This is a genomic window from Psychrobacillus sp. FSL H8-0510 (genome assembly GCF_038008345.1).
GTDB classification, from domain to species: Bacteria; Bacillota; Bacilli; order Bacillales_A; family Planococcaceae; genus Psychrobacillus; species Psychrobacillus psychrotolerans.
In genome coordinates, this window is the sequence record NZ_JBBOYZ010000001.1 from 935315 (window position 1) to 955287 (window position 19973).

A 19973-nucleotide genomic window follows, 5' to 3' on the forward strand; every position below is an offset into this window, starting at 1 on the left:
GGAAGATAAACGTATGAAAAAGAAATTATTAGCAACAGTTGGTACTGTATTAGGGTTGAGTTTGTTATTAACTATTAATGCACCGACATCAACGAAGGCAGATTCAAATCTACTTTTGGCATCAGTTGAATGGGTACAAGCACAGTTAAATCCTTTGCAAACAAAAGTAGCATCATTAGAAAAACAAGTTGCACAACAAGATGCGACTATCAAACAATTACAAAAAGCAGTAGCGGATGGTGGTACAGTTGTAGTTCCACCAGTCACAACTAATCCTCCTACTGGAACACCTGCTGTAATTTATACTACGACAAGTGCAAAAGTACATTCTGGAGCAACAAGAAGTTACAAAGTAATTTCCACAATTGTAGCCAACAAAGGTTTGACTGTTATTGGTGAGCATAAAGGTGCAGATGGAATTTGGTATAATGTAGAAATTTCAGCAACTGTAAAAGGTTGGATTTTCTCTGGTGATGTATCTACGACCAAACCAGGAAACTTCGTACCATCAAAAGTAATAACAAAAGAAGCTACAAATGTACGTAAAGGGGCAACTACTAATTACACATCACTTGAAACAGTTGCAAAAGGCTCTACATTAACTTATTTAGGGTCATTCAAAAATGCAAATGGTGAAACTTGGTATAATGTTCAAACTCCTAAAGGCAACAAAGGTTGGGTGCTAAGTACGCTGACTGAGGTGAAATAATTGAAGAAAAAAGTAATAGCCATTTTATCAGTAGCAGCACTTAGCTTAGTTTCAACAAATAGTGCATTTGCATATAAGCAAGAAAGCTATTCCAAGCAAATACAAGTAGAAGTACACAATGCTTCCTCGACTTCTCTTAATTTATCAGGAGTGTATAAGCTTCAAAACCTAACAACTAACGAAATGTTCTATGCTTTGCCTAATACACCCGTAACATTTTCTCAAGTGAATGGGGAAGTTTCCATTTATCAAACAGGGGCATCTATGTTTTCGTCAAAGGGGTATGCTTTACATGCAATATCCGGCAACGAAAAGATAGTAGTATTTAATAAAAATGTAGATGGCAAAAAAGGTGCAACAACTGAGTATGAAACAGTAAAATCATATAAAGCTTTCCAAGGTGCAAACTATGTGAATGAATTTACTAATGGTAACGGAGAAACCTGGTACTCTATTACGGATGAGCAAGGCGTTTCATCGTGGATTCCCGCTAGTAGTGCAAGAGTTGCTGAAGTTTCCTCATTACCAATTGGGAAAGCACCAGATGGCAGAGAATATCGTGGAAGTTTTAATGTTGTTAAATCAGGGGCGACAGTTCAAATCGTTAACAGATTAGATTTAGAAAATTATTTAAAAGGTGTAATTCCAAATGAATCACCAGCGTCTTGGCATATCGAGGCTTTAAAAGCTCAGACGGTTGCAGCAAGAAGCTATACATTGAGTAAAGCTGGTATTCTAAGTAGTACTACGAAAGACCAAATGTATAAAGGGTATTCATCTGAACACAAAAATTCAAATGCTGCAGTAGAGGCAACAAACGGTTTGGTGTTAAAAGCTAATGGCAAACTAGTTCAGGCATACTACTACTCTACTAGTGGAGGAAGAACAGCAAACATTGGGGAAGTATGGAATAGTACCCAAGTTTCACACTTTGTTTCTGTAGACGATTCCATTGAGGTATCACCATATAAAAATTGGTCAGTGAGTATTCCAGTATCAAATATATTAAAAAAATTCGGATTTGCGTCAACTGATACTTTGTTAGACATCAAGCTAACAAAAGGTGGATCTAACGGTGAAGTTACTGCTGTAACTGCTGTGACATCAACCGGTCAGAAAACAATTACTGGCAATGAAACTGTTATGAGAAATGTATTTTTAGATGCCAACAATGCATCATTAAAATCTAGCTGGTTCGATATATCATTCACGAAACCAACAGGCGGAACTGACATTGCTATTCAAGGGGCTAAAAGTTCCTCAGAGGTGACATCACTTAGGGGAATGTCTGTTCAAACAGCAAATGGTACAGTGACGATTCCTGATGGTTCAGTGAAAGTCCAAACGAATGAAGGCATCATCTCCACAACAGGCGTGACAGGTGTCCAAACAGTAACTGTCAACGGTAAAGGCTATGGTCACCGAATCGGTATGAGTCAATACGGTGCCAAAGCACGTGCCGAAGCAGGTTGGACATATGATCGTATTCTAAAACATTATTACCAGGGCACGACAATTGAAAAGTACTAATTAAAAAAGGCAGTCCAGAATTTATAATCTGGGCTGCCTTTAATCTATCTTAAGAGAATAATAAAATCTCTTCTATGAATGAGTCTCCGTCTAGACTCTAGCCCCTTGAATCACTATAGCCTAGCAAGTAAAGACAAAAAACACCTTTATTCCTATTCTTTCAGCGCTCGTCGGGGCTATTTATAAGCGTTTAGGCTTTATTTCATTAAGGTCTTATAAAGTTTTCGGTATAGTAGGGAATAGATCCATATGTCCAATCTGCAAAGTACACACCTACGCCTAATTGAGAGTAAGAGGTACTAATGATATTTTTACGATGACCTATAGAATTCATCAGCGCTTCATGTGCAAAGTAAGGACTTGTATAACCCATTGCAATATTTTCACCAGCATTTCTAAATGCGATTCCGCTATCGGCTAGACGATCAAATGGTGATTTTCCTTTCAAATTATCATGATTAAAATAATCATTTAATCCCATATCCACGCTATGAGTTCGTGCAACACTCGCAACCTTCGATGAGCTTTGTAAAACTGCAACTCCCTGTGCCTTACGCTCAGCGTTTGTCAATTCGAATAACAGTGTCTCATAACCTCTTTCTAGTGTAGTAGACTTTTTAGGATAGAGATTAGGATTCTGATCTATCAATTGATGGTCTATTAAATAGATAGCAGAAATTTTGTTGTCACTATGTACATCTATGAAAAAGTTTGCTTCATATTTTGGCAAATTATACGTAATTATTTCAATTGGATATGTATTTCCAGTAGTTTCATAGATAGTACCCAGTGTACTTTCTAGCTGTGCAATTGTGTTCGATATTGAAACACCATTAATACTGAAATTCTTATCTTTCGTATAAACGGATGCAACTTTATTGTTTAAATAACTAATTGCATAGAAGCTATTATAATTATTATGATAAATCGATGTGGAAGCACCAAATTCGTTTATAACTGCTTTTTGTTGTGCGCCTAGTTTTGATGCTGTAGTCGTTTTTCTATCTCCAATGGAAATAGAAGTGGAAGCTGTTTTCACACATTTTAGTTGACTAAGTTTACTTTTAGAAGGTGTTTGATACACAATATCGGCATTATCTCGAATGACTAATCCGCCACCAAGATGATAGTATGTAGATTTATTTGCGTATATTCTGTAGTTTTCTCCCGGTTTAACAGTTCTAGAAAATTCGAACTTTCCGTTTACATTTTTATAAATAGTTGTTGGTTTTTGTATCAAGACTCGGCCGATTTGACCGGGTTTTAGTTGAACACCATCCCAGTATACGATGGAAGGACAATCTGCTGCTTGAGAGATTGCTGGAACTGAGACTAAAGTGAACAATAACATTATGATAATAGCAATTTTTTTCATAGATTCATCTCCTCATAATAAAAGTATAAATCAATTTACCGTAAATTCCAAAAACTCTTTTTCGACAAGTTCGACTTTTGCCTGTCCATTAGTCATTTCAGCCATCCAGTTAATAAAGGTTTCTTCTTCATCTGCTTTTGTAAATACCATTACTTCGACAAGCTCCGCATAGTTAATCTCTTTTAGAGGATAGGCGGAGTTCCGAACTTCATTTTCCACTTTTCCTAGCCATGTGTAGTCTATAGAGATCTTCATCAGATGATGCAGCTTTCGTTCCACCACTTTTGCGGCATCAATTCCTTCTGTAGTAGCTTTCCCGTAAGCTCTGATAAGTCCGCCACCACCGAGCTTAATACCCCCAAAGTAACGAGTGACGACAACAACTGTATCCTGTAGACCCTGTTTCTTCAATACTTCGAGCATTGGGACTCCTGCAGTTCCACTTGGTTCCCCATCATCATTGGCTTTTTGTATATTGTCATGCTCGCCAATAATGTATGCAGAGCAGTTATGATTAGCACTTTTATGCTTTTCTTTGATATTATTAATAAAATCTTGCGCTTGTTGTTCTGTTTCCGCCCGGCTCACATACGTTAGAAAACGTGATTTTTGAATGATTATTTCGCTCTCGCCATAGCCTTGGATAGTATGGTAATCTTTTCTCATAGATATATTTCCCCTCCTGATTCTATTGAAACATAGTTGTAAAGTAATTTTAATTTATTTTTAGTCACTTAGTGCTATAATAGGACATGTCATCATTTGTGAATGAGGACTCATTTGGGCGCATAAAGGAGAAAAAACAGATGACGAATATGAATTTTGAAACGCAATCGTTAGATGTTATTTTCGATCGAATGGTCGAAGTGATGGATCATTCGAAAAAGGATATATTCATTATAAGCGAACAGAGTCGACAAAGCTTTGAAGAAATGAAAGTGGAGTTAGAAATTATTCGTGGAGATATCGAGACAGTTATTATAGAAGGAGATTTGCTCGATACACAATCGAGACACTCCCGAAATCGGTTAGCTGAGGTTTCCAAGAATTTTGACTCGTACGATGAACCACAAGTTCGCCAAGCTTATGAAACTGCAAATGAAATTCAAATAAATCTTCTCATCAAACGTAGTGAGGAACGTCAGCTTAGACTTAGAAGAGATGATTTAGAACGCAGATTACAGGGCTTGCTAGAAATGATTGAACGTGCCGATCATCTGGTCAATCAGGTGAATATCGTCATGAATTACTTAACATCCGATTTGAAAAATGTAGGAGCTGCACTTGAAAATGCAAAAATTAAACAAGATTTCACCTTGAAAATTATCGAAGCACAAGAAGAAGAACGTAAAAGACTTTCAAGGGAAATTCATGATGGCCCTGCGCAGATGCTAGCGAATGTTCTTCTTAGAACAGATTTGATCAATCTTACATATCAGCAGCGTGGCGGAGAAGCAGCAATGAAAGAAATTCTAGACCTTAAACAAATGGTTCGTGATGCTCTTTCAGAAGTACGTCGTATTATTTATGACCTACGACCTATGGCATTAGACGATTTAGGTTTAATACCAACGCTTCGAAAGTATATAACAACAATCGAAGAATACAACCCAACAGGTAGGATTAATTTCCAAAACTTTGGAGAAGAGAAAAGACTAGATACCAATTTTGAAGTAGCCATTTTCCGTATTGTTCAGGAGTGCTTAACTAATGGAACTAAACACGGAAAATTTACTGAAGCTTGGGTGAAAGTAGAATGGTTGAAACAAAAGATAAATATTATCGTCAAAGATAATGGAGCTGGTTTTGATCCAGAAGTAGCAAAAGAAAAATCCTTTGGTTTAATCGGAATGAAGGAACGAGTGGATTTGTTAGAAGGAACGATGAAAGTAATATCTTCCCCTGGCAAAGGAACTAGTATTTTGTTTAGTATTCCATTAAATGAGGAATAGTAAATACGGCTTTTTAATTATAGGAGGAAATGAACATGACAAAAATAATAATCATAGATGATCACCAACTATTTCGCGAGGGAGTAAAACGTATTTTAGATTTTGAAGACTCTTTCGAAGTAATAGGAGAAGGTGACGACGGCCACGACGTTTTAAGTCTTTATGAAAAATATCTTCCAGATGTAGTATTGATGGACATCAATATGCCTACTAAAAATGGTGTAGAGGCTACAGGAGAATTACTAGTGAAATTCCCTGATGCAAAAGTAATCATCCTTTCTATCCATGATGATGAGTCATACGTATCACACGCACTAAAAACAGGTGCTCTTGGATACATGCTAAAAGAAATGGATGCCAATGCAATTGTCTCCGCTATCAAAGTAGTAGCAAAAGGCGGTTCATACTTACATCCAAAAGTTACGAAGAACCTAGTTGCAGAATTCCGTCGCTTAAGCGAGCGCGAAAACAAAGGGAACTTCCATCAAACAGAAATTCGTCGTCCATTCCATTTACTAACAAAACGTGAATGCGAAGTACTTCAATTACTAACAGATGGCCAAAGTAACCGCACAATCGGAGAAACACTATTCATCTCCGAAAAAACCGTAAAAAATCACGTATCCAGCATCCTTCAAAAAATGAACGTAAACGACCGCACCCAAGCCGTAGTAACCGGCATCAAAAACGGTTGGGTTGAAGTACGCTAATACACATATAAAGTATCCCACTCCAATGTTTTGGAGTGGGATTTTGTTTTTGTGGGGTGAATTTGCGATTTGTGAGACCGATCTTGCGATTCAACCAAGGTATGTTGTGATTCGCGGTGGCCATCTTGCGATACGAAGTCTTTAATTTGTGATTCACCTGGAAACACGTTTCACCTTGCGATTAGAAGGATGGATCTTGCGATTTCCCCAAAGTATGTTGCGATTCCCGAAGTCCCTCTTGCGATACGAAGTTCTTAATTTGCGATTCACTGAAAACAAACAGCTACTAAAATATAACCCTATTTTCTCGTGTAATATGTCTTCCCGCCAGCTCTATGCATCTGTAAATCCATATTGCTTAGCATTCTCGAAGCTGCATATATAGAGTCCACCATACAAAATTTTTGGAAGTCCCTATTCGTTATCTTATTATTGATAAGCCAAAAGTAATCATCCACCGCTTTTTTATGAGCGTTCCGGTCACGCTTGCGGCAGCTAGAACATGTCCAAGTTTTACCTGTACGCAGCATCCCCAAAACCCCACAACCAGGACACTCCACACCTAGCCGAATCTCACTTGCATTAATCCGATAATATTCACAAAGTGGGGGATACTCAAAAGCAGACCTATTCTCTAACAATAGCTTTTCGACAACCTCTAACTCCCCAACAGAAAAAATCTCACCACCAGAACTATTGTAAATCTGTGTCACTCTCTCAACCATGCTCTCTAACTTATAATGGGATAATGGGTAGGTTTTTGCATTATGCGGCAGGACTTAGCAGTCATGATCACTGCACCAGTCACTTTCATCTGTGGAAGGGTGTTACGTAGTTATTCTTTCATGAAATGAAGCGAATATGTCGCATCAATTGAAAATACGGATTAGAAATAGGGGTTTCCGTTCCATTCTCTTCCTTATAAAATTCGTCTAATTCTTCGTTAAAATACAAGCGTCCACTTATATTCTTCGACTCGAGCACTATACAACAACGGTCGGTCACTACAAGGCAATCTATCTGCACTTTCCAATCATCCAGCACCAAACAGACATCCGAGAAAACGCGAAACTTACCATACAAACGTAACTCCCTCAATCTCTCAACAAGTCGATTCTCTCCGCGCACTCCTGCATCCATTTTTCGAATCTCTTCACGAATAAAATCAGAAGACGGAGATCCATCATTCAACCTTTTGAACAACGCAAAATGTCCACTCAATCCTTCAGCTCCTTTCTACCTATATCTTACATTCCAATACCGGAATATTCTACCTATTTTAAATGGGAACTTAATAATTGAGTTTTCGTCCTAATTATGACAAAATAACCTTCAGCAGGAGGAGACATATATGAAAATAATCCAAGCAATTACACTCGTGGCCTTCACACTAACGCTGGCAGCTTGCAATAGTAACGACGAAACAGCGCAAAACGCTAATTCCGCAACCGACATCGCTCCAACGAACACACAAACGACAACGGATCACGGTGCAGAAGATAAAAGCGAAACCAATATAGGCTTCGAATTGTCAGGTGACAGTATTGAAGAAGCAACAAATGTACCAGAAAAAGAAAAAACGGCTTTACTCGAATCTTTCACGGAATACATGGAATCATTTAACGCAGAAGACCCAGAACGCTATATGAACACAATTTCCAAAAATCCAGAAGGCTTTAACTACGACGCTGAAAAAGTCAAAGTAGAAGAAACGTTCAACGACTTTAACACAATCCGTACAGCTGATAATATTACGATTATTGAATACGATAAATCACAAGCGCAAGTATTCTCCAATATCCATACTTCTTTTGAACAAATGGACACAGGTGCTAAACTTGAACAGAACGGACGCCAAGTAACTGTATTTGTCAAAGAAGATGGCAAATGGTTAGTTTCTAGCGTCTACTATATAGGCGAAACAACTGAATAACAACGTATTCCCCAGACATATATGACAAATATCATGTTTGGGCTTTTTTATGCTTTCATTTCTACCAATTATTCAGTAAACTACAAGTAGGAGTGTGATTTATTAAATGAAGACAGCAATCGTAACCGACAGCACCGCATATATCCCGAAAGAAATTCGTGACCAACTGAATATTCATATGGTGCCGCTAAGCGTTGTCATCGGAAATGACACCTATCAAGAAGAAATAGACATTAACACCACAGAATTCTACGATAAAATCCGTAAAGGTGGAGCGCTTCCAAAGACATCCCAACCAGCCTTAGGAACATTTATCGAAACATATGAAAAACTTGCAAAAGAGAACGACTCAGTTATCTCTATCCATCTATCTAGTGGCATCAGCGGAACGCTTGCCGGAGCAGAACAAGCAGGAGAAATGGTAGCAAACCTCGACGTACGAACGTTCGACACTGAAATTTCCTGTATGGTCCAAGGTTTCTACGTACTTAAAGCTGCTGAAATGGCAGAACAAGGTGCTTCACCGGATGCTATCCTACAAGAACTAAACAACATGAAACAAACGATGCGTGCATACTTTATGGTCGACAATCTAGACCATCTTCACCGCGGAGGAAGACTAACTGGCTTCGAGCGTGTCATTGGTTCCGTCCTGCAAGTAAAACCGATTCTACATTTTGAAAACAAAGTTATTGTGCCATTTGAAAAAGTTCGTACGCGTAAAAAAGCGATGAAACGTATTTCGGACATGCTTCAAGAAGACTCAAACAAATTTAACATAAAAGCGACAATCATTCATGCTAACTACGAAAACGAAGCAATCGCATGGAAAGAAGAACTTCAAGCAACAATGCCAAACGTAGACTTCACGATCAGCTACTTCGGTCCCGTAATTGGTACACATCTTGGGGAAGGGTCCATGGGTCTCGGTTGGTATAAGATTAACTAATGAGGAGAATGCCCATGAACGAACAGTTCCAACAATTTCTAACTGGCCGCATATGGCTTCGCGAACACACCCCATTCCCACGCGAAGTCATCGACGCCTACATCGACTCCGGTCACATCCACCTAAAACCTGGTGTCCTCACAAAAACAGATTCCAACCTTTTTTGGCAATCAAACATGAACACATGCAACAGATGCCACAATACGAACCCATCCTTATTTCACTCATTCAACTGTGCTCGTTGCAACAAAATCTGTACGTATTGCCGCCACTGTATCCGAATGGGGCGGGTGAGTAGTTGTTCCGAATTACTCCTTTGGGACAAGCAGCATGCTCGCAGCGCGAACGCACATGTCTTTGAATGGAACGGCCAGCTTACACCTCTCCAACAAAAGGCGAGTGAAGAACTACTTGCTAGTGTGGAGCAAAACCAATCCCACCTAGTCCATGCAGTATGCGGAGCAGGAAAAACAGAACTCCTATTTCCAGCTATATTTGCATGTTTACAAGCAGGCAAAAGAGTTTGCGTTGCTGCACCAAGGACCGATGTTATTTTAGAGCTATTCCCTCGATTCCAGAAAGTCTTCCCAAACACAACGATCCACGCATTATTCGGTGGAGTACCTGACCAACAAGGATTTCCTGAACTCATACTTGCAACAACACACCAACTTTATAGATTTGAAAATGCCTTTGACGTAGTATTTGTCGATGAAGCAGATGCCTTTCCTTACTATGCCGATGAAACCCTCCAAAAAGCAGTTACTAAAGCCGCAAAACCAGAAACTTCCATACATTATGTAACAGCCACTCCTACGAAATCATTAAAAACAACCAACCAATCTATACTCACGAGAAGATACCATGGCCACGACCTGCCAGTACCTAAATTTGTAAGTCTATGGGGCTACGCTAGACAACTCAAAAAAGGAAAAATTCCTTCGAAACTACAAAACTGGATAAATGAAAAAATAGAAACAAACACGCCTTTTCTTATCTTCTTGCCTACTATCGAAATGCTAGAGAGCTTCCCAGGTGATTTACCAAGGGTTCATGCAGAGCACCCAGATAGAAAAGAACTAGTGATGCAATTACGCGAAAAGAAAATCCCGGGCTTATTAACAACAACCATATTAGAAAGAGGAATTACGATCGAAAACGTTCATGTAGCTGTAGTTGGAGCAGAGCAACCCATCTTCACCTCCAGTGCCCTCATTCAAATAAGTGGACGAGTCGGTAGATCAGCGCAGTATCCAGATGGAGACATTACTTTCTTTCACCACGGAATAAGCAGAGAAATGGATAAAGCGCAAGATGCGATAGAAGGGTGGAATCGTTCATGACGTGTTTAATTTGTGGCGCACTTTACCAATCATCAGCAACCTGGTCGAAGCTTTTTATATACAATTTGGATTCTTCTACTTGCAAGAGATGCTTCGCAAAATTTGAAGTCTCAAAGTCCACCACCGATTTTACCGATTTCCTTGGAACTCCTTATGAAGGAGCAGTAGACTCAGTCTTTTGTCTATACTCATACAACGAGCCCATGAAAGAATATTTACACCAGTACAAGTTCCTCCAAGATGTTGCATTAGCAAAAGTGTTTTCCGGAAAGTTACAACAAGTATTTCAGAAGATAGAAGGGATTGTTGTCCCCATTCCAATGCACCCAAAAAAACTACAGGTACGTACATTCTCTCAAGTGGACGAGCTCCTAAATGCAGCGCAAATTCCTTTTAAACAACTGATCACCAAAACAACACCCGATTCTCAAGGGAAGAAAACAAAAACAGAGCGATTAAAAACAACCAATCTGTTCGAAGCAATCCAAACAATCGAAGCAACAAATTATATTTTATTTGACGATATATATACAACTGGTGCTACCATCCATCATGCAGCAAAGATTTTAAAGAATGCAGGGGCCAAAAGAGTCGACGCAATCACTTTAATAAAAGGGTAACTTGCCGATAAATAAAGGGAGAATATTTTTTGGAGGTAACAACATGGGTGAACTTAAAAATTGTCCTTCTTGCGGCGAGTTTTTTAACTATACGGGATTAAGAGAAGTATGCAATAACTGCGCAATGAACGAAGAAAAACAATATGAAACGGTTTATCGCTTCCTTCGCAAACGCGAAAACCGAGCAGCAACCGTTGAAAGAATTGTAGAAGCTACTGGAGTAGAGGAGTCATTATTACATAAATGGGTACGTAAAAATAGACTACAACCTGCCATGTTTCCAAACTTAGGTTATCCATGTGACAACTGTGGGAAAATCACGCAGTCAGGTAAACTATGTATAAAATGTACGGACGAATTAAAATCCGGTCTTCGTCAATTTGATGCAGCAAAAGAATTCCGAGATAAAGTATCCCAACAAGAAACAGGGACTTATTATTCAGATAGCAAGAAGAAATAACTCTCACCTAGAGTGAGAGTTTTTTCATGTGATGAAACTGATATTAAAAAATGAGTTCTACCCAACTTAGCTTGAGTACCACACATAGCCACACGAGTTCCACCCCAATCGATTCGAGTTCCTTCAAAAGACCTCCTAATTCCACTAAGCCCTTTAATTCCCAAGACCTATTCCACACAAATCGTTCAAATTACTCTAAACACTTCATATTTCCTGCCGAAATAATACATAGACACTTTGAAAAAAGAGGAGGATGAAGTTTATGAAAATCACAAATGTGGGTGTAAACCAAGTAAATCCATACAAACGCAATCAACAACAGGCTGAAAAAGTACAAAATACAACCAAAACAGCTGCAGATCAATTAGAAATTTCGTCTACGGCGAAGAGCATGCAAACCAAATCCCCAGTAGAAGTAAAACAAGCAGAACGAGTTGCCGCAATAAAAGCGGACATCGATGCAGGAACATACAAAGTAGATGCAAAACAATTAGCATCGAATATCCTAAATTATTACCGTCTATAAAAGGAGCTTACAAACATGTCCATCGTTAACATTTTGCAATCACTAACCAAACTAGACATGCTTCACAAAAGTTTGTTAGAGGTTGCATACAAAAAAACAGAAGCTATCAAAACAGGGGACATGGACAGTCTAAACCAGCTGCTCAAGGATGAGCAGGCACATGTTGCAGGCATTTCACAGCTAGAACAACAGCGTCAAACAGAGGTAACGGATTACCTTCGAGCAAAAGGAATTGCTCCTACTGACAACCCAACTGTTGCACTTGTCTTAGAAAATACCAACACAGACGAAGAAAAAGCTCAACTAACCAAAGCACGCAATAATCTATTATTAACCCTAGAAACATTAAAACAACAAAACGATCTAAATCAAAAACTTACCATGCAATCACTTCAATTTGTTAATTTAACATTAGATGCATTAAGACCCAAGCCAGACCAAATAAACTATTCGAGATCTGAAGTACAAAGTCCTTCAAAAGACAAAACCTACTTCGACTCACAAGCATAAGGAGGCGAACCCATGGGCTCTACATTTATGGGACTAGAAACAAGTAAACGCGGATTATACACGCAACAATCTGCACTATATACAACCGGACACAATATATCTAATGCTAATACAATTGGATATTCTCGCCAAAGAGTGAATATGGAAGCAACTTTAGGCTATCCCGGAACAGGACTAAACGCACCAAAAATTCCAGGTCATCTGGGTACAGGTGTGCAAACACAGTCAATTCAACGTATTCGTGATTCTTTCGTTGATACGCAATATCGTCAAGAATCCAATAAACTAGGTTATTGGGAAACAAGGTCTCAAGCAATAACACAAATGGAAGATGTGCTTAACGAACCGTCCGATTATGGATTAGCTAAATCAATGGATGAGTTTTGGAAATCACTACAAGACTTAAGCGTCAACCCTGAGAATGGTGGGGCACGTTCTGTAGTTGTTCAACGTGGAATAGCAGTAGCTGATTCTTTCAACTACTTGTCCAAATCCATCTCCCAAATCAAAGAAAATGCAGGTAAAGAAATCGGAATTTCATTAAAAAATGTAAACTCGATTTTAGAACAAATCGCTACCATTAACGAACAGATACAAGCGATTGAACCGAACGGCTATATGCCTAATGATTTATATGATGTTCGTGACACGTTGCTAGATGAGTTGTCAACATACTTCCCAATCGAAACTAGTAACGTTAAATCAGGGGGTAATTCACTAGCTATTGCAGAAGGTTCCGTGACAGTTTCATTGAAATTAAAAGACGGTTCATCCTTAAAATTGATTGATGGAAAAAATTTTGCTCAGCTTCGAAATTCTGGTGCAAGTGAAACAGATGGGATGACACCCAAATCTGCAATCGAAGGTTTTCATATTGTCAGATTAGACTCTAGTAGAAATGATGTTCCTCTAAATAATGATTGGACTGATGCTTTAGCAGCTGTACAACATGACATTTCTAAATTTAGCGATCTAGGCAAACTTAAATCACTTGTGAATTCATATGGTCAGGCTACTGGTGATCCAATAGCGCCTGTAAAAGGATTATTGCCAGATATGCTTGCAAAATTAGACAAAATGGCAGAAGCATTTGCGACTGAATTTAATAAAGTTCATATGGGTGATCCAACTGACACTGCAAAGTATCCACAAGGTTCAGATATTTATGGAAAACAAGGTGAAACTTTCTTTATTAATAAAGATGAAGCTGATAATAGCGGAGCCGGAATAACTGCAAAAAATATCTATATTTCCTCTGATATTATTAAAGATCCTGGAAAAGTTGTGGCTTCTGATTCAACGCCTGGAGAGGCTGAACCAGGTAACGGCAAATTTGCATTAAAATTAGCAAATATGAAATTTGCAAGCCTTGATGATTTAGGAAAAGTTAGTGCACAAACCTATTTCGAAGGTCTTATTGGTCAATTAGGTGTAGATGGTCAACAAGCTACACGTTTATCATTCAATTCAGCGACACTTCAACAAGCAGTAACAGAACGTCGTGCTTCTGTAAGCTCCGTATCACTGGATGAAGAAATGACAAATATGATTATATTCCAACAAGCATACAACGCATCGGCGCGTATGATTACAGTAGTGGACGAAACACTAGACAAAATTATCAACGGCATGGGCCGTGTGGGACTATAAAATAGAAAAGCGTAAGCGATGAAGACTAGACAATAGGGGGAACTAAATATGCGTGTAACCCAATCAATGTTATCAAGTAATATGTTACGGAATTTATCCAGTAGCTATAACAAAATGGGAAAACTACAAAATCAAATTGAGACAGGTAAAAAAGTAAACCGACCTTCCGATGATCCAGTAGTGGCGATGAAGGGAATTGGCTACCGAACTGCATTAGACAAAGTAGAACAATTCCAACGTAACATTGGAGAAGTAAATAACTGGTTAGATAGTTCTGACGATGCTTTTGATAAAGTAGGTGCAGCATTACAACGTGCTAACGAACTAGCGGTAAAAGCGGCAAGTGATACAACAACAGACGATGATCGACAAAAGGTTCAGAGCGAGTTAGACCAACTAAGACAACATATTCAAAATATAGCTAACACAAAAGTTGGAGACAAATATATTTTTAGTGGAACTAAAACAACTACAGCTTTATATGATGAAAAATCGGGTGGATATCCGACAACAAACGTAGATGCATTTAATAAAGATGTGGAAATAGAAGTATTCGATGGAATAACACTTAAAGTGAATACAAATGCAATCGATGTATTTAAAAATATCGATCAAATGTTTGCGGATATTAAAGAAGGAAATGTCAACTACAGTGAGGCTATCGGAAAAATTGACGAACAAATGAATGAAATACTAACAACACGTGCTGATATTGGAGCTCGTCAAAACCGTGTAGAGCTAATGAATGACCGACTGCAATCACAAGAAGTAATTGCGACTAAACAAATGTCCGAAAATGAAGACGTGGACATGGAAAAGGCAATTACTGAAATGATTACTCAAGAATCAATTCATCGTGCAGCCCTTTCAGTTGGTGCGCGAATTATTCAACCGAGTTTAGTAGACTTTTTACGATAATAACAAAAGCGTTTGGACATATGCTCCAAACGCTTTCTTTAAAGGGTGAGAAAAGATGAATATCCCAAAACTCCAAGTAAACTCAACAAAAGCACAAATTGGTTTAAATATACAAAAACCAGTGCAAGAAATTGAACAGCCAAGCGCGAATCTAGATTTGCAACAACCAAAAGCAATACAAACGATGAGAACAACAAAACCGCAACTTTCCATAGACACGGAGCAAGCCCGGGCTGATATTGATTTAAAAAGCGTCAGAAGAAGAATCGAAGACTTTGCTGCTGAGGGACGTCAAGGGGTTTCAGAAGGTATCGCTAGACGTGCGCAACAAGGCGCCGAACTGATGAAAATTGAAAACGGTGGGAATCCGATAAAATCACAAGCTCAACAAACGGGTAGACAACCATACTCTGGCTTAGCGATTAAATTCGTGCCGTTTTACGGTAGCGTAAAAGTAAATTTTCAACCAGGAAGCGTTGATATCCAAGTAGAACCACAACAAGTGATTAATAATACAACAACCAATAAGCCAATTCACAACTACACTCCTGGAAAAGTGAAAGTGGAAATGCAACAGCACTCATCTATTCAAATAGATTGGCTTGTATAAATAGATAGGAGCAAATTATATGAATCTCAAAACAGCATACTCAGGAGAAGTGGAAATTGATACTGCTGAAATACTTAAGTTCGAACATGGTATACCAGGTTTCGAATCCGAAAAAGAATTCGTGATACTTCCCATTGAAGACAACGAGGAGTTTACTGTCCTCCAATCTGTTCAAACAGAAGCCTTAGCATTCATTGTCACAAATCCATATAACATAACGGTAAACTACGATATTGAATTGGACGAAGCGACGGTACATGCTCTTCAAATAAAAGAACAGAAAGAGGTAGCTGTTTTTTCAATTGTCTCTTTAAAAGAAACAATTGCAGAATCGACAATAAACTTAAAAGCACCTATTATTCAAAATACATCCAATAATAAAGCTAAACAAGTAATCTTAAACAATGAGGATTACAGTATTCGTCATCTTATATCTTCAGAAAGCCAAAAGGGGTGATCAAATGCTAGTATTATCCCGTAAAGCTGGGGAAACGATTTGGATTGGGGAAGACATCGAAATCATAATCTCAGAAGTAAAAGGCGAACAAGTAAAAATAGGAATCAGCGCACCGAGAAGTATTGATGTAATTCGTGGCGAATTAAGACAGGATGTGTCTACTTCTAATACTGAAGCAGTACTTAAAAACATGGACATTTTCAAATCAAAAAAGTAACGATTTAATAAATCGCCAAAAAGATACAAAAAAATATATAAAACTATTAAACAATGGAAAAACATTCCGATACTATCTATGTAAGCAAGAAAAACGGGGTCCGGCCGGCTCGGTTCTCTTGTCTCATACAAAATACAAAACACTGCTCACAAGGAAGTGAGCAACACATTCCAAGGAGGAAATAATAATGAGAATTAATCACAATATCGCAGCACTTAACACACACCGTCAGTTGAACAGTGCTACAACTGCACAGTCTAAATCAATGGAGAAATTAGCTTCAGGTCTTCGTATTAACAAAGCTGGGGACGATGCAGCTGGTCTTGCAATCTCTGAGAAAATGCGTGGACAGATTCGTGGGTTAGACCAAGCTTCTAAAAACTCTCAAGATGGTATTTCGATGATTGCTACTGCTGAAGGTGCACTTAACGAAACACATGATATCCTTCAACGTATGCGTGAACTTGCAACTCAAGCATCTAATGATACAAACGTTGGTGTGGACCGTAACGAAATTCAAAAAGAGATTAACCAATTAACTTCTGAAATTAACCGTGTAGGTAACACTACTGAATTCAATACTCAAAGCCTTTTAAAAGGTGATGGAAAAGTTAATTTAGCTGAAACTGGTAAAGCTACAAATGCTAATTTAACTGGTGGTAATGTTACAACTACAGAGGCTACTCAAACAGCAACTCTTACTGCAGCAGCAACTAATGGACAAACAGCAGAATTCACATTAAATGGCGAGAAAATTACAATCACGTTTGCAACTAACCCAGGTACTGCAGCTGATGGAATTGATTTAGATGGTAAATCTATTGATGTTACAGGAAATAGTGCAACTGTATATTTAAATAATACATTAACTACTGCACCTCCTGCAGTAGGTGACTCTGAAACAACTGCAGCTACAGCAATTACTAACGCTCTAAAAGAAATAATTGCAAAAAATGATGCGTTAAAAGGAAACTTCACTACTAGTTCAGCTGCAGGTGCAGTAACTGTAGCGGCAACTAAAACTGGATTAGCTGCAGGGGGAGCTGGAAGTATTGCTACTTCAGGTGGTACTATTGCAGGTGCTGATTCAGGTGTTGCTTCAGTAGGTGTAACTAACTCAGCAAAAGCTACAGCAGCAGACGTTGTTGATTTCACTGGGGTAAATTCTACAGCTACAGCACAAGAGTTTGTGGGTAAAGGATTTACAGTTGGCGATAAGCAAATTGAATTCTACAATGCCGATAAAGGTGCTTATACTGGAACTGGAATAGGTGTTAATATTAGTGCGGCAGCAAATGCAGCAGACATGATAAAAGCTGTAGTTGACCAAGCAGGTCCACAAGTAAAAGACGTAGTATTTTCAGAAGGAGCAACAGGTAAGCTTTCTGTAACAGCTGCTGTTGGTGGAGAAGCTGGAAATAGTATTCGTGTTACTGATGGCGGCGTTCAAGAGAAATTCACTGCTAACTTCCAAGTTGGAGCAAACAAAGGTCAGTCAATGACAATTGAAATTGCAGATATGCGTGCAAGTGCATTAGGGATTACTAGTAAAGCTGGAGCTGAAGGTTTCACTACTGCTAACTCAGTAACTGATGGTACTAACAATACAAATAAAGAAGCAGCGCTTGATGTTTCTTCACATGAAAGTGCTTCAGCTGCAATCAAAACTATCAATGATGCTATCGAAAAGGTATCAGCACAACGTTCAAACCTTGGAGCATCTCAAAACCGTTTAGAGCACACAATCAACAACCTAAACACTTCTTCTGAAAACTTAACAGCTGCGGAATCTCGTATCCGTGACGTTGATATGGCGAAAGAAATGATGGAACAAACAAAGAATTCAATTCTTTCTCAAGCAGCACAAGCAATGTTGGCTCAAGCAAACCAACAACCTCAAGGAGTTTTACAACTTCTTCGTTAATAATTAATAAAAGAGTGGACCTTCTCCTTTTGGAGAAGGTCCTTTTTTAATGTTAGTGTAGTGTTACCAGGCTCTAAAATATATCAAATTTGTTATTGAGCCTGATAGGCCTATTCAATAAAATATTTTAAATTTTTTATTTACAAATAACTGATATACTGGTAACGAATTACGGAATATTTTGTGGGAATTTTATTATCAGAAGCAGCTAGAATCTAGTAAAGACTTAATAATACTGCAGTAGCCATAGATTATTCCGTAAAGGGCAGCCGTTATTCTTGTTTTGTAATATAGCTTTTCTTTTCCATGGTTAATGGAAATATAAGTTCAAACTTGTAGTGTAGTGTCGATATAACTAATGATAGGAAATTCATTATTTTCATTATTTTTGTAATGTTATGGATTAAAAATTACTAGGAGTGTTGTTATGGTTAAGAAAAGAACAACGAAGAATCAATCGTATTTAGTTCCAATGTGGGTATTTATATTAACTATTTTTGAAAAACTATCACTTTTTGCTTTGATTGGATTTTTATTACCTAAATTAAGAAGAAAGTATTCGTTTGTAGATAGTTGGGTAATCGGAAATTTGCTCCTATCAATTATTTCAGTGTATTTAGTTTATTTTCAAATAGGTCCTCACTTTTTGTCATATTGCTTGATGATTTATGGTTTTATTAGAGTATTTGAAATTTTTATTTATCAGCTTAATGTTTTACTTGTTCATCCTTTTAGAAAAGAGAATCCAACTAGTTACACACTTGTAGGATATAGGAGAATGACAATAGCCCTTGTACATAATTTTTTTGAAATTATCTTTTGGTTTGCTACGACATATGTCGTATTTCAATTTTCTTTTGATACTTCACTAGAGAACTTAAATCCTTTTATTCTTATTTATTTTAGTTTTCTAACGATGGTGAGTTACACTAGTAATTTAGATAATACCAGTTGGACATTATTAGCTACGATAGTACTTCATTTCCAAGCATTAATTGGTTTATTTATGACTCTTCTTTCACTAGCTAGGTTCATATCTTTATTACCAAGGCCAGGTACACTTGATATTTCTGAACAAGAACAAGATATGAAAGAGCATATTATTCGTATTGAACAAAAGTTAGAAGAGATGAGTAGACAAATGATTAAGTGAATTAAAGTATATTCTTTTAATTGAATGTAAGTGACTGATATAAATAAGGGATTAATGCTTTAATAATGCATAGAAAATTCTCCTAAACATAAAAAGAGTCGATAAATTGGTATGTCATGTGTTATAAAAAGGTTGCTGATCGAGATGTATAGTACGACATTTGAGTCTTTTTTCAAAAAGTAAAGGTTAAAAAGCACAAAAAAATATTTCCAAATAATTTGCCATGGGGAAGACTTTGAGATCGAGGTAATGACGGATACTAGAACTAAATTTGCAATATATTACTACTGTTAACAGTTTTTTTGCTATTATCAAGTGAATTGAATAAATAAACTAGATATTAATCTTACAGATGTAGAAGAAATAGGTGGCTATTTGGGAATAAAAATTATATAAGACATATAGTAGCAAAAATTGGACATTGAAC

Annotated in this window: 22 protein-coding genes; 18 read left to right on the top strand and 4 right to left on the bottom strand. The window is 37.8% G+C overall.

Annotated features, from left to right (window positions below):
* The first annotated feature begins 13 nt into the window (after positions 1–13).
* Positions 14–709 (top strand): SH3 domain-containing protein, encoded by a 696-nt coding sequence (locus MHI40_RS04495; protein ID WP_093537266.1) that lies wholly within the window; start codon positions 14–16, stop codon positions 707–709.
* The gene (locus MHI40_RS04500) at positions 710–2239 is read left to right on the top strand and encodes a SpoIID/LytB domain-containing protein (protein WP_340761697.1); all 1530 of its coding nucleotides are present in this window, start codon (positions 710–712) and stop codon (positions 2237–2239) included.
* A gap of 205 nt (positions 2240–2444) precedes the next feature.
* Here the strand turns inward: MHI40_RS04500 and MHI40_RS04505 are convergent, their stop codons facing one another.
* Positions 2445–3614: a CAP domain-containing protein gene (locus MHI40_RS04505; RefSeq protein ID WP_340761698.1), complete on the bottom strand. Its 1170-nt coding sequence runs from the start codon at positions 3612–3614 to the stop codon at positions 2445–2447.
* A gap of 30 nt (positions 3615–3644) precedes the next feature.
* Complete coding sequence (locus MHI40_RS04510; protein WP_340761699.1) at positions 3645–4280, bottom strand: YigZ family protein; 636 nt, start codon at positions 4278–4280, stop codon at positions 3645–3647.
* A 140-nt stretch (positions 4281–4420) separates the two neighbouring features.
* Here MHI40_RS04510 and MHI40_RS04515 point away from each other — a divergent pair, with 140 nt between their 5' ends.
* Together MHI40_RS04515 and MHI40_RS04520 are read left to right on the top strand one after the other, a co-directional pair.
* Positions 4421–5566 (top strand): sensor histidine kinase, encoded by a 1146-nt coding sequence (locus MHI40_RS04515; protein WP_340761700.1) that lies wholly within the window; start codon positions 4421–4423, stop codon positions 5564–5566.
* Positions 5567–5601: 35 nt separating this feature from the next.
* Complete coding sequence (locus MHI40_RS04520; protein WP_340761701.1) at positions 5602–6276, top strand: response regulator transcription factor; 675 nt, start codon at positions 5602–5604, stop codon at positions 6274–6276.
* 299 nt (positions 6277–6575) lie between these two features.
* Here the strand turns inward: MHI40_RS04520 and MHI40_RS04525 are convergent, their stop codons facing one another.
* Positions 6576–6989, bottom strand: coding sequence for a hypothetical protein (locus tag MHI40_RS04525; RefSeq protein WP_340761702.1), 414 nt, complete (start codon positions 6987–6989; stop codon positions 6576–6578).
* Between the two features lie 130 nt (positions 6990–7119).
* The gene (locus tag MHI40_RS04530; protein WP_340761703.1) at positions 7120–7497 is read right to left on the bottom strand and encodes a nuclease-related domain-containing protein; all 378 of its coding nucleotides are present in this window, start codon (positions 7495–7497) and stop codon (positions 7120–7122) included.
* Positions 7498–7627: 130 nt separating this feature from the next.
* Between MHI40_RS04530 and MHI40_RS04535 the strand changes: the two genes are divergently transcribed.
* From MHI40_RS04535 to MHI40_RS04600, 14 genes are all read left to right on the top strand, one after another.
* A complete protein-coding gene (locus MHI40_RS04535) occupies positions 7628–8209 on the top strand; it encodes a nuclear transport factor 2 family protein (RefSeq protein ID WP_340761704.1) in 582 nt (193 codons plus the stop codon).
* Between the two features lie 106 nt (positions 8210–8315).
* Positions 8316–9158, top strand: a complete 843-nt coding sequence (locus tag MHI40_RS04540; protein ID WP_340761705.1) for a DegV family protein — start codon at positions 8316–8318, stop codon at positions 9156–9158.
* Between the two features lie 281 nt (positions 9159–9439).
* On the top strand, positions 9440–10501 hold the full coding sequence (locus MHI40_RS04545) for a DEAD/DEAH box helicase (protein ID WP_340761706.1): 1062 nt from the start codon (positions 9440–9442) through the stop codon (positions 10499–10501).
* Entirely contained in the window at positions 10498–11121 is a 624-nt protein-coding gene (locus MHI40_RS04550; RefSeq protein WP_340761707.1) for a ComF family protein, read from the top strand. The genes MHI40_RS04545 and MHI40_RS04550 overlap by 4 nt, the downstream gene beginning before the upstream one ends.
* 43 nt (positions 11122–11164) lie before the next feature.
* The gene (locus tag MHI40_RS04555) at positions 11165–11581 is read left to right on the top strand and encodes a TIGR03826 family flagellar region protein (RefSeq protein WP_340761708.1); all 417 of its coding nucleotides are present in this window, start codon (positions 11165–11167) and stop codon (positions 11579–11581) included.
* Between the two features lie 262 nt (positions 11582–11843).
* The gene (flgM, locus tag MHI40_RS04560) at positions 11844–12107 is read left to right on the top strand and encodes a flagellar biosynthesis anti-sigma factor FlgM (protein ID WP_340761710.1); all 264 of its coding nucleotides are present in this window, start codon (positions 11844–11846) and stop codon (positions 12105–12107) included.
* 15 nt (positions 12108–12122) lie between these two features.
* Positions 12123–12617 carry a flagellar protein FlgN gene (locus MHI40_RS04565; protein WP_340761711.1) on the top strand — a complete coding sequence of 165 codons (495 nt, stop codon included), beginning with the start codon at positions 12123–12125 and terminating at the stop codon, positions 12615–12617.
* Between the two features lie 12 nt (positions 12618–12629).
* Positions 12630–14267 carry a flagellar hook-associated protein FlgK gene (gene flgK / locus MHI40_RS04570; RefSeq protein ID WP_340761712.1) on the top strand — a complete coding sequence of 546 codons (1638 nt, stop codon included), beginning with the start codon at positions 12630–12632 and terminating at the stop codon, positions 14265–14267.
* A gap of 48 nt (positions 14268–14315) precedes the next feature.
* Complete coding sequence (gene flgL, locus MHI40_RS04575; protein ID WP_340761713.1) at positions 14316–15185, top strand: flagellar hook-associated protein FlgL; 870 nt, start codon at positions 14316–14318, stop codon at positions 15183–15185.
* A gap of 55 nt (positions 15186–15240) precedes the next feature.
* The gene (locus MHI40_RS04580) at positions 15241–15795 is read left to right on the top strand and encodes a DUF6470 family protein (protein WP_340761715.1); all 555 of its coding nucleotides are present in this window, start codon (positions 15241–15243) and stop codon (positions 15793–15795) included.
* A gap of 19 nt (positions 15796–15814) precedes the next feature.
* Positions 15815–16252 carry a flagellar assembly protein FliW gene (gene fliW, locus MHI40_RS04585; RefSeq protein WP_340761716.1) on the top strand — a complete coding sequence of 146 codons (438 nt, stop codon included), beginning with the start codon at positions 15815–15817 and terminating at the stop codon, positions 16250–16252.
* A gap of 4 nt (positions 16253–16256) precedes the next feature.
* Positions 16257–16469, top strand: a complete 213-nt coding sequence (gene csrA, locus MHI40_RS04590) for a carbon storage regulator CsrA (protein WP_340761717.1) — start codon at positions 16257–16259, stop codon at positions 16467–16469.
* Positions 16470–16656: 187 nt separating this feature from the next.
* Positions 16657–18393 (top strand): flagellin N-terminal helical domain-containing protein, encoded by a 1737-nt coding sequence (locus tag MHI40_RS04595; protein WP_340761718.1) that lies wholly within the window; start codon positions 16657–16659, stop codon positions 18391–18393.
* 427 nt (positions 18394–18820) lie between these two features.
* Positions 18821–19546: a hypothetical protein gene (locus MHI40_RS04600; RefSeq protein WP_340761719.1), complete on the top strand. Its 726-nt coding sequence runs from the start codon at positions 18821–18823 to the stop codon at positions 19544–19546.
* Positions 19547–19973: the final 427 nt, after the last annotated feature.

Bases quoted from the DNA above. Each gene is read 5' to 3' on its own strand.
- MHI40_RS04545 (WP_340761706.1), top strand. From the start codon at position 9,440: ATGGGGCGGGTGAGTAGTTGTTCCGAATTACTCCTTTGGGACAAGCAG.
- MHI40_RS04510 (WP_340761699.1), bottom strand. From the start codon at position 4,280: ATGAGAAAAGATTACCATACTATCCAAGGCTATGGCGAGAGCGAAATA.
- MHI40_RS04515 (WP_340761700.1), top strand. From the start codon at position 4,421: ATGACGAATATGAATTTTGAAACGCAATCGTTAGATGTTATTTTCGAT.
- MHI40_RS04550 (WP_340761707.1), top strand. From the start codon at position 10,498: ATGACGTGTTTAATTTGTGGCGCACTTTACCAATCATCAGCAACCTGG.
- flgK (WP_340761712.1), top strand. From the start codon at position 12,630: ATGGGCTCTACATTTATGGGACTAGAAACAAGTAAACGCGGATTATAC.
- MHI40_RS04565 (WP_340761711.1), top strand. From the start codon at position 12,123: ATGTCCATCGTTAACATTTTGCAATCACTAACCAAACTAGACATGCTT.
- MHI40_RS04505 (WP_340761698.1), bottom strand. From the start codon at position 3,614: ATGAAAAAAATTGCTATTATCATAATGTTATTGTTCACTTTAGTCTCA.
- MHI40_RS04555 (WP_340761708.1), top strand. From the start codon at position 11,165: ATGGGTGAACTTAAAAATTGTCCTTCTTGCGGCGAGTTTTTTAACTAT.
- flgM (WP_340761710.1), top strand. From the start codon at position 11,844: ATGAAAATCACAAATGTGGGTGTAAACCAAGTAAATCCATACAAACGC.
- fliW (WP_340761716.1), top strand. From the start codon at position 15,815: ATGAATCTCAAAACAGCATACTCAGGAGAAGTGGAAATTGATACTGCT.
- csrA (WP_340761717.1), top strand. From the start codon at position 16,257: ATGCTAGTATTATCCCGTAAAGCTGGGGAAACGATTTGGATTGGGGAA.
- MHI40_RS04540 (WP_340761705.1), top strand. From the start codon at position 8,316: ATGAAGACAGCAATCGTAACCGACAGCACCGCATATATCCCGAAAGAA.
- MHI40_RS04580 (WP_340761715.1), top strand. From the start codon at position 15,241: ATGAATATCCCAAAACTCCAAGTAAACTCAACAAAAGCACAAATTGGT.
- MHI40_RS04535 (WP_340761704.1), top strand. From the start codon at position 7,628: ATGAAAATAATCCAAGCAATTACACTCGTGGCCTTCACACTAACGCTG.
- flgL (WP_340761713.1), top strand. From the start codon at position 14,316: ATGCGTGTAACCCAATCAATGTTATCAAGTAATATGTTACGGAATTTA.
- MHI40_RS04495 (WP_093537266.1), top strand. From the start codon at position 14: ATGAAAAAGAAATTATTAGCAACAGTTGGTACTGTATTAGGGTTGAGT.
- MHI40_RS04520 (WP_340761701.1), top strand. From the start codon at position 5,602: ATGACAAAAATAATAATCATAGATGATCACCAACTATTTCGCGAGGGA.
- MHI40_RS04600 (WP_340761719.1), top strand. From the start codon at position 18,821: ATGGTTAAGAAAAGAACAACGAAGAATCAATCGTATTTAGTTCCAATG.
- MHI40_RS04595 (WP_340761718.1), top strand. From the start codon at position 16,657: ATGAGAATTAATCACAATATCGCAGCACTTAACACACACCGTCAGTTG.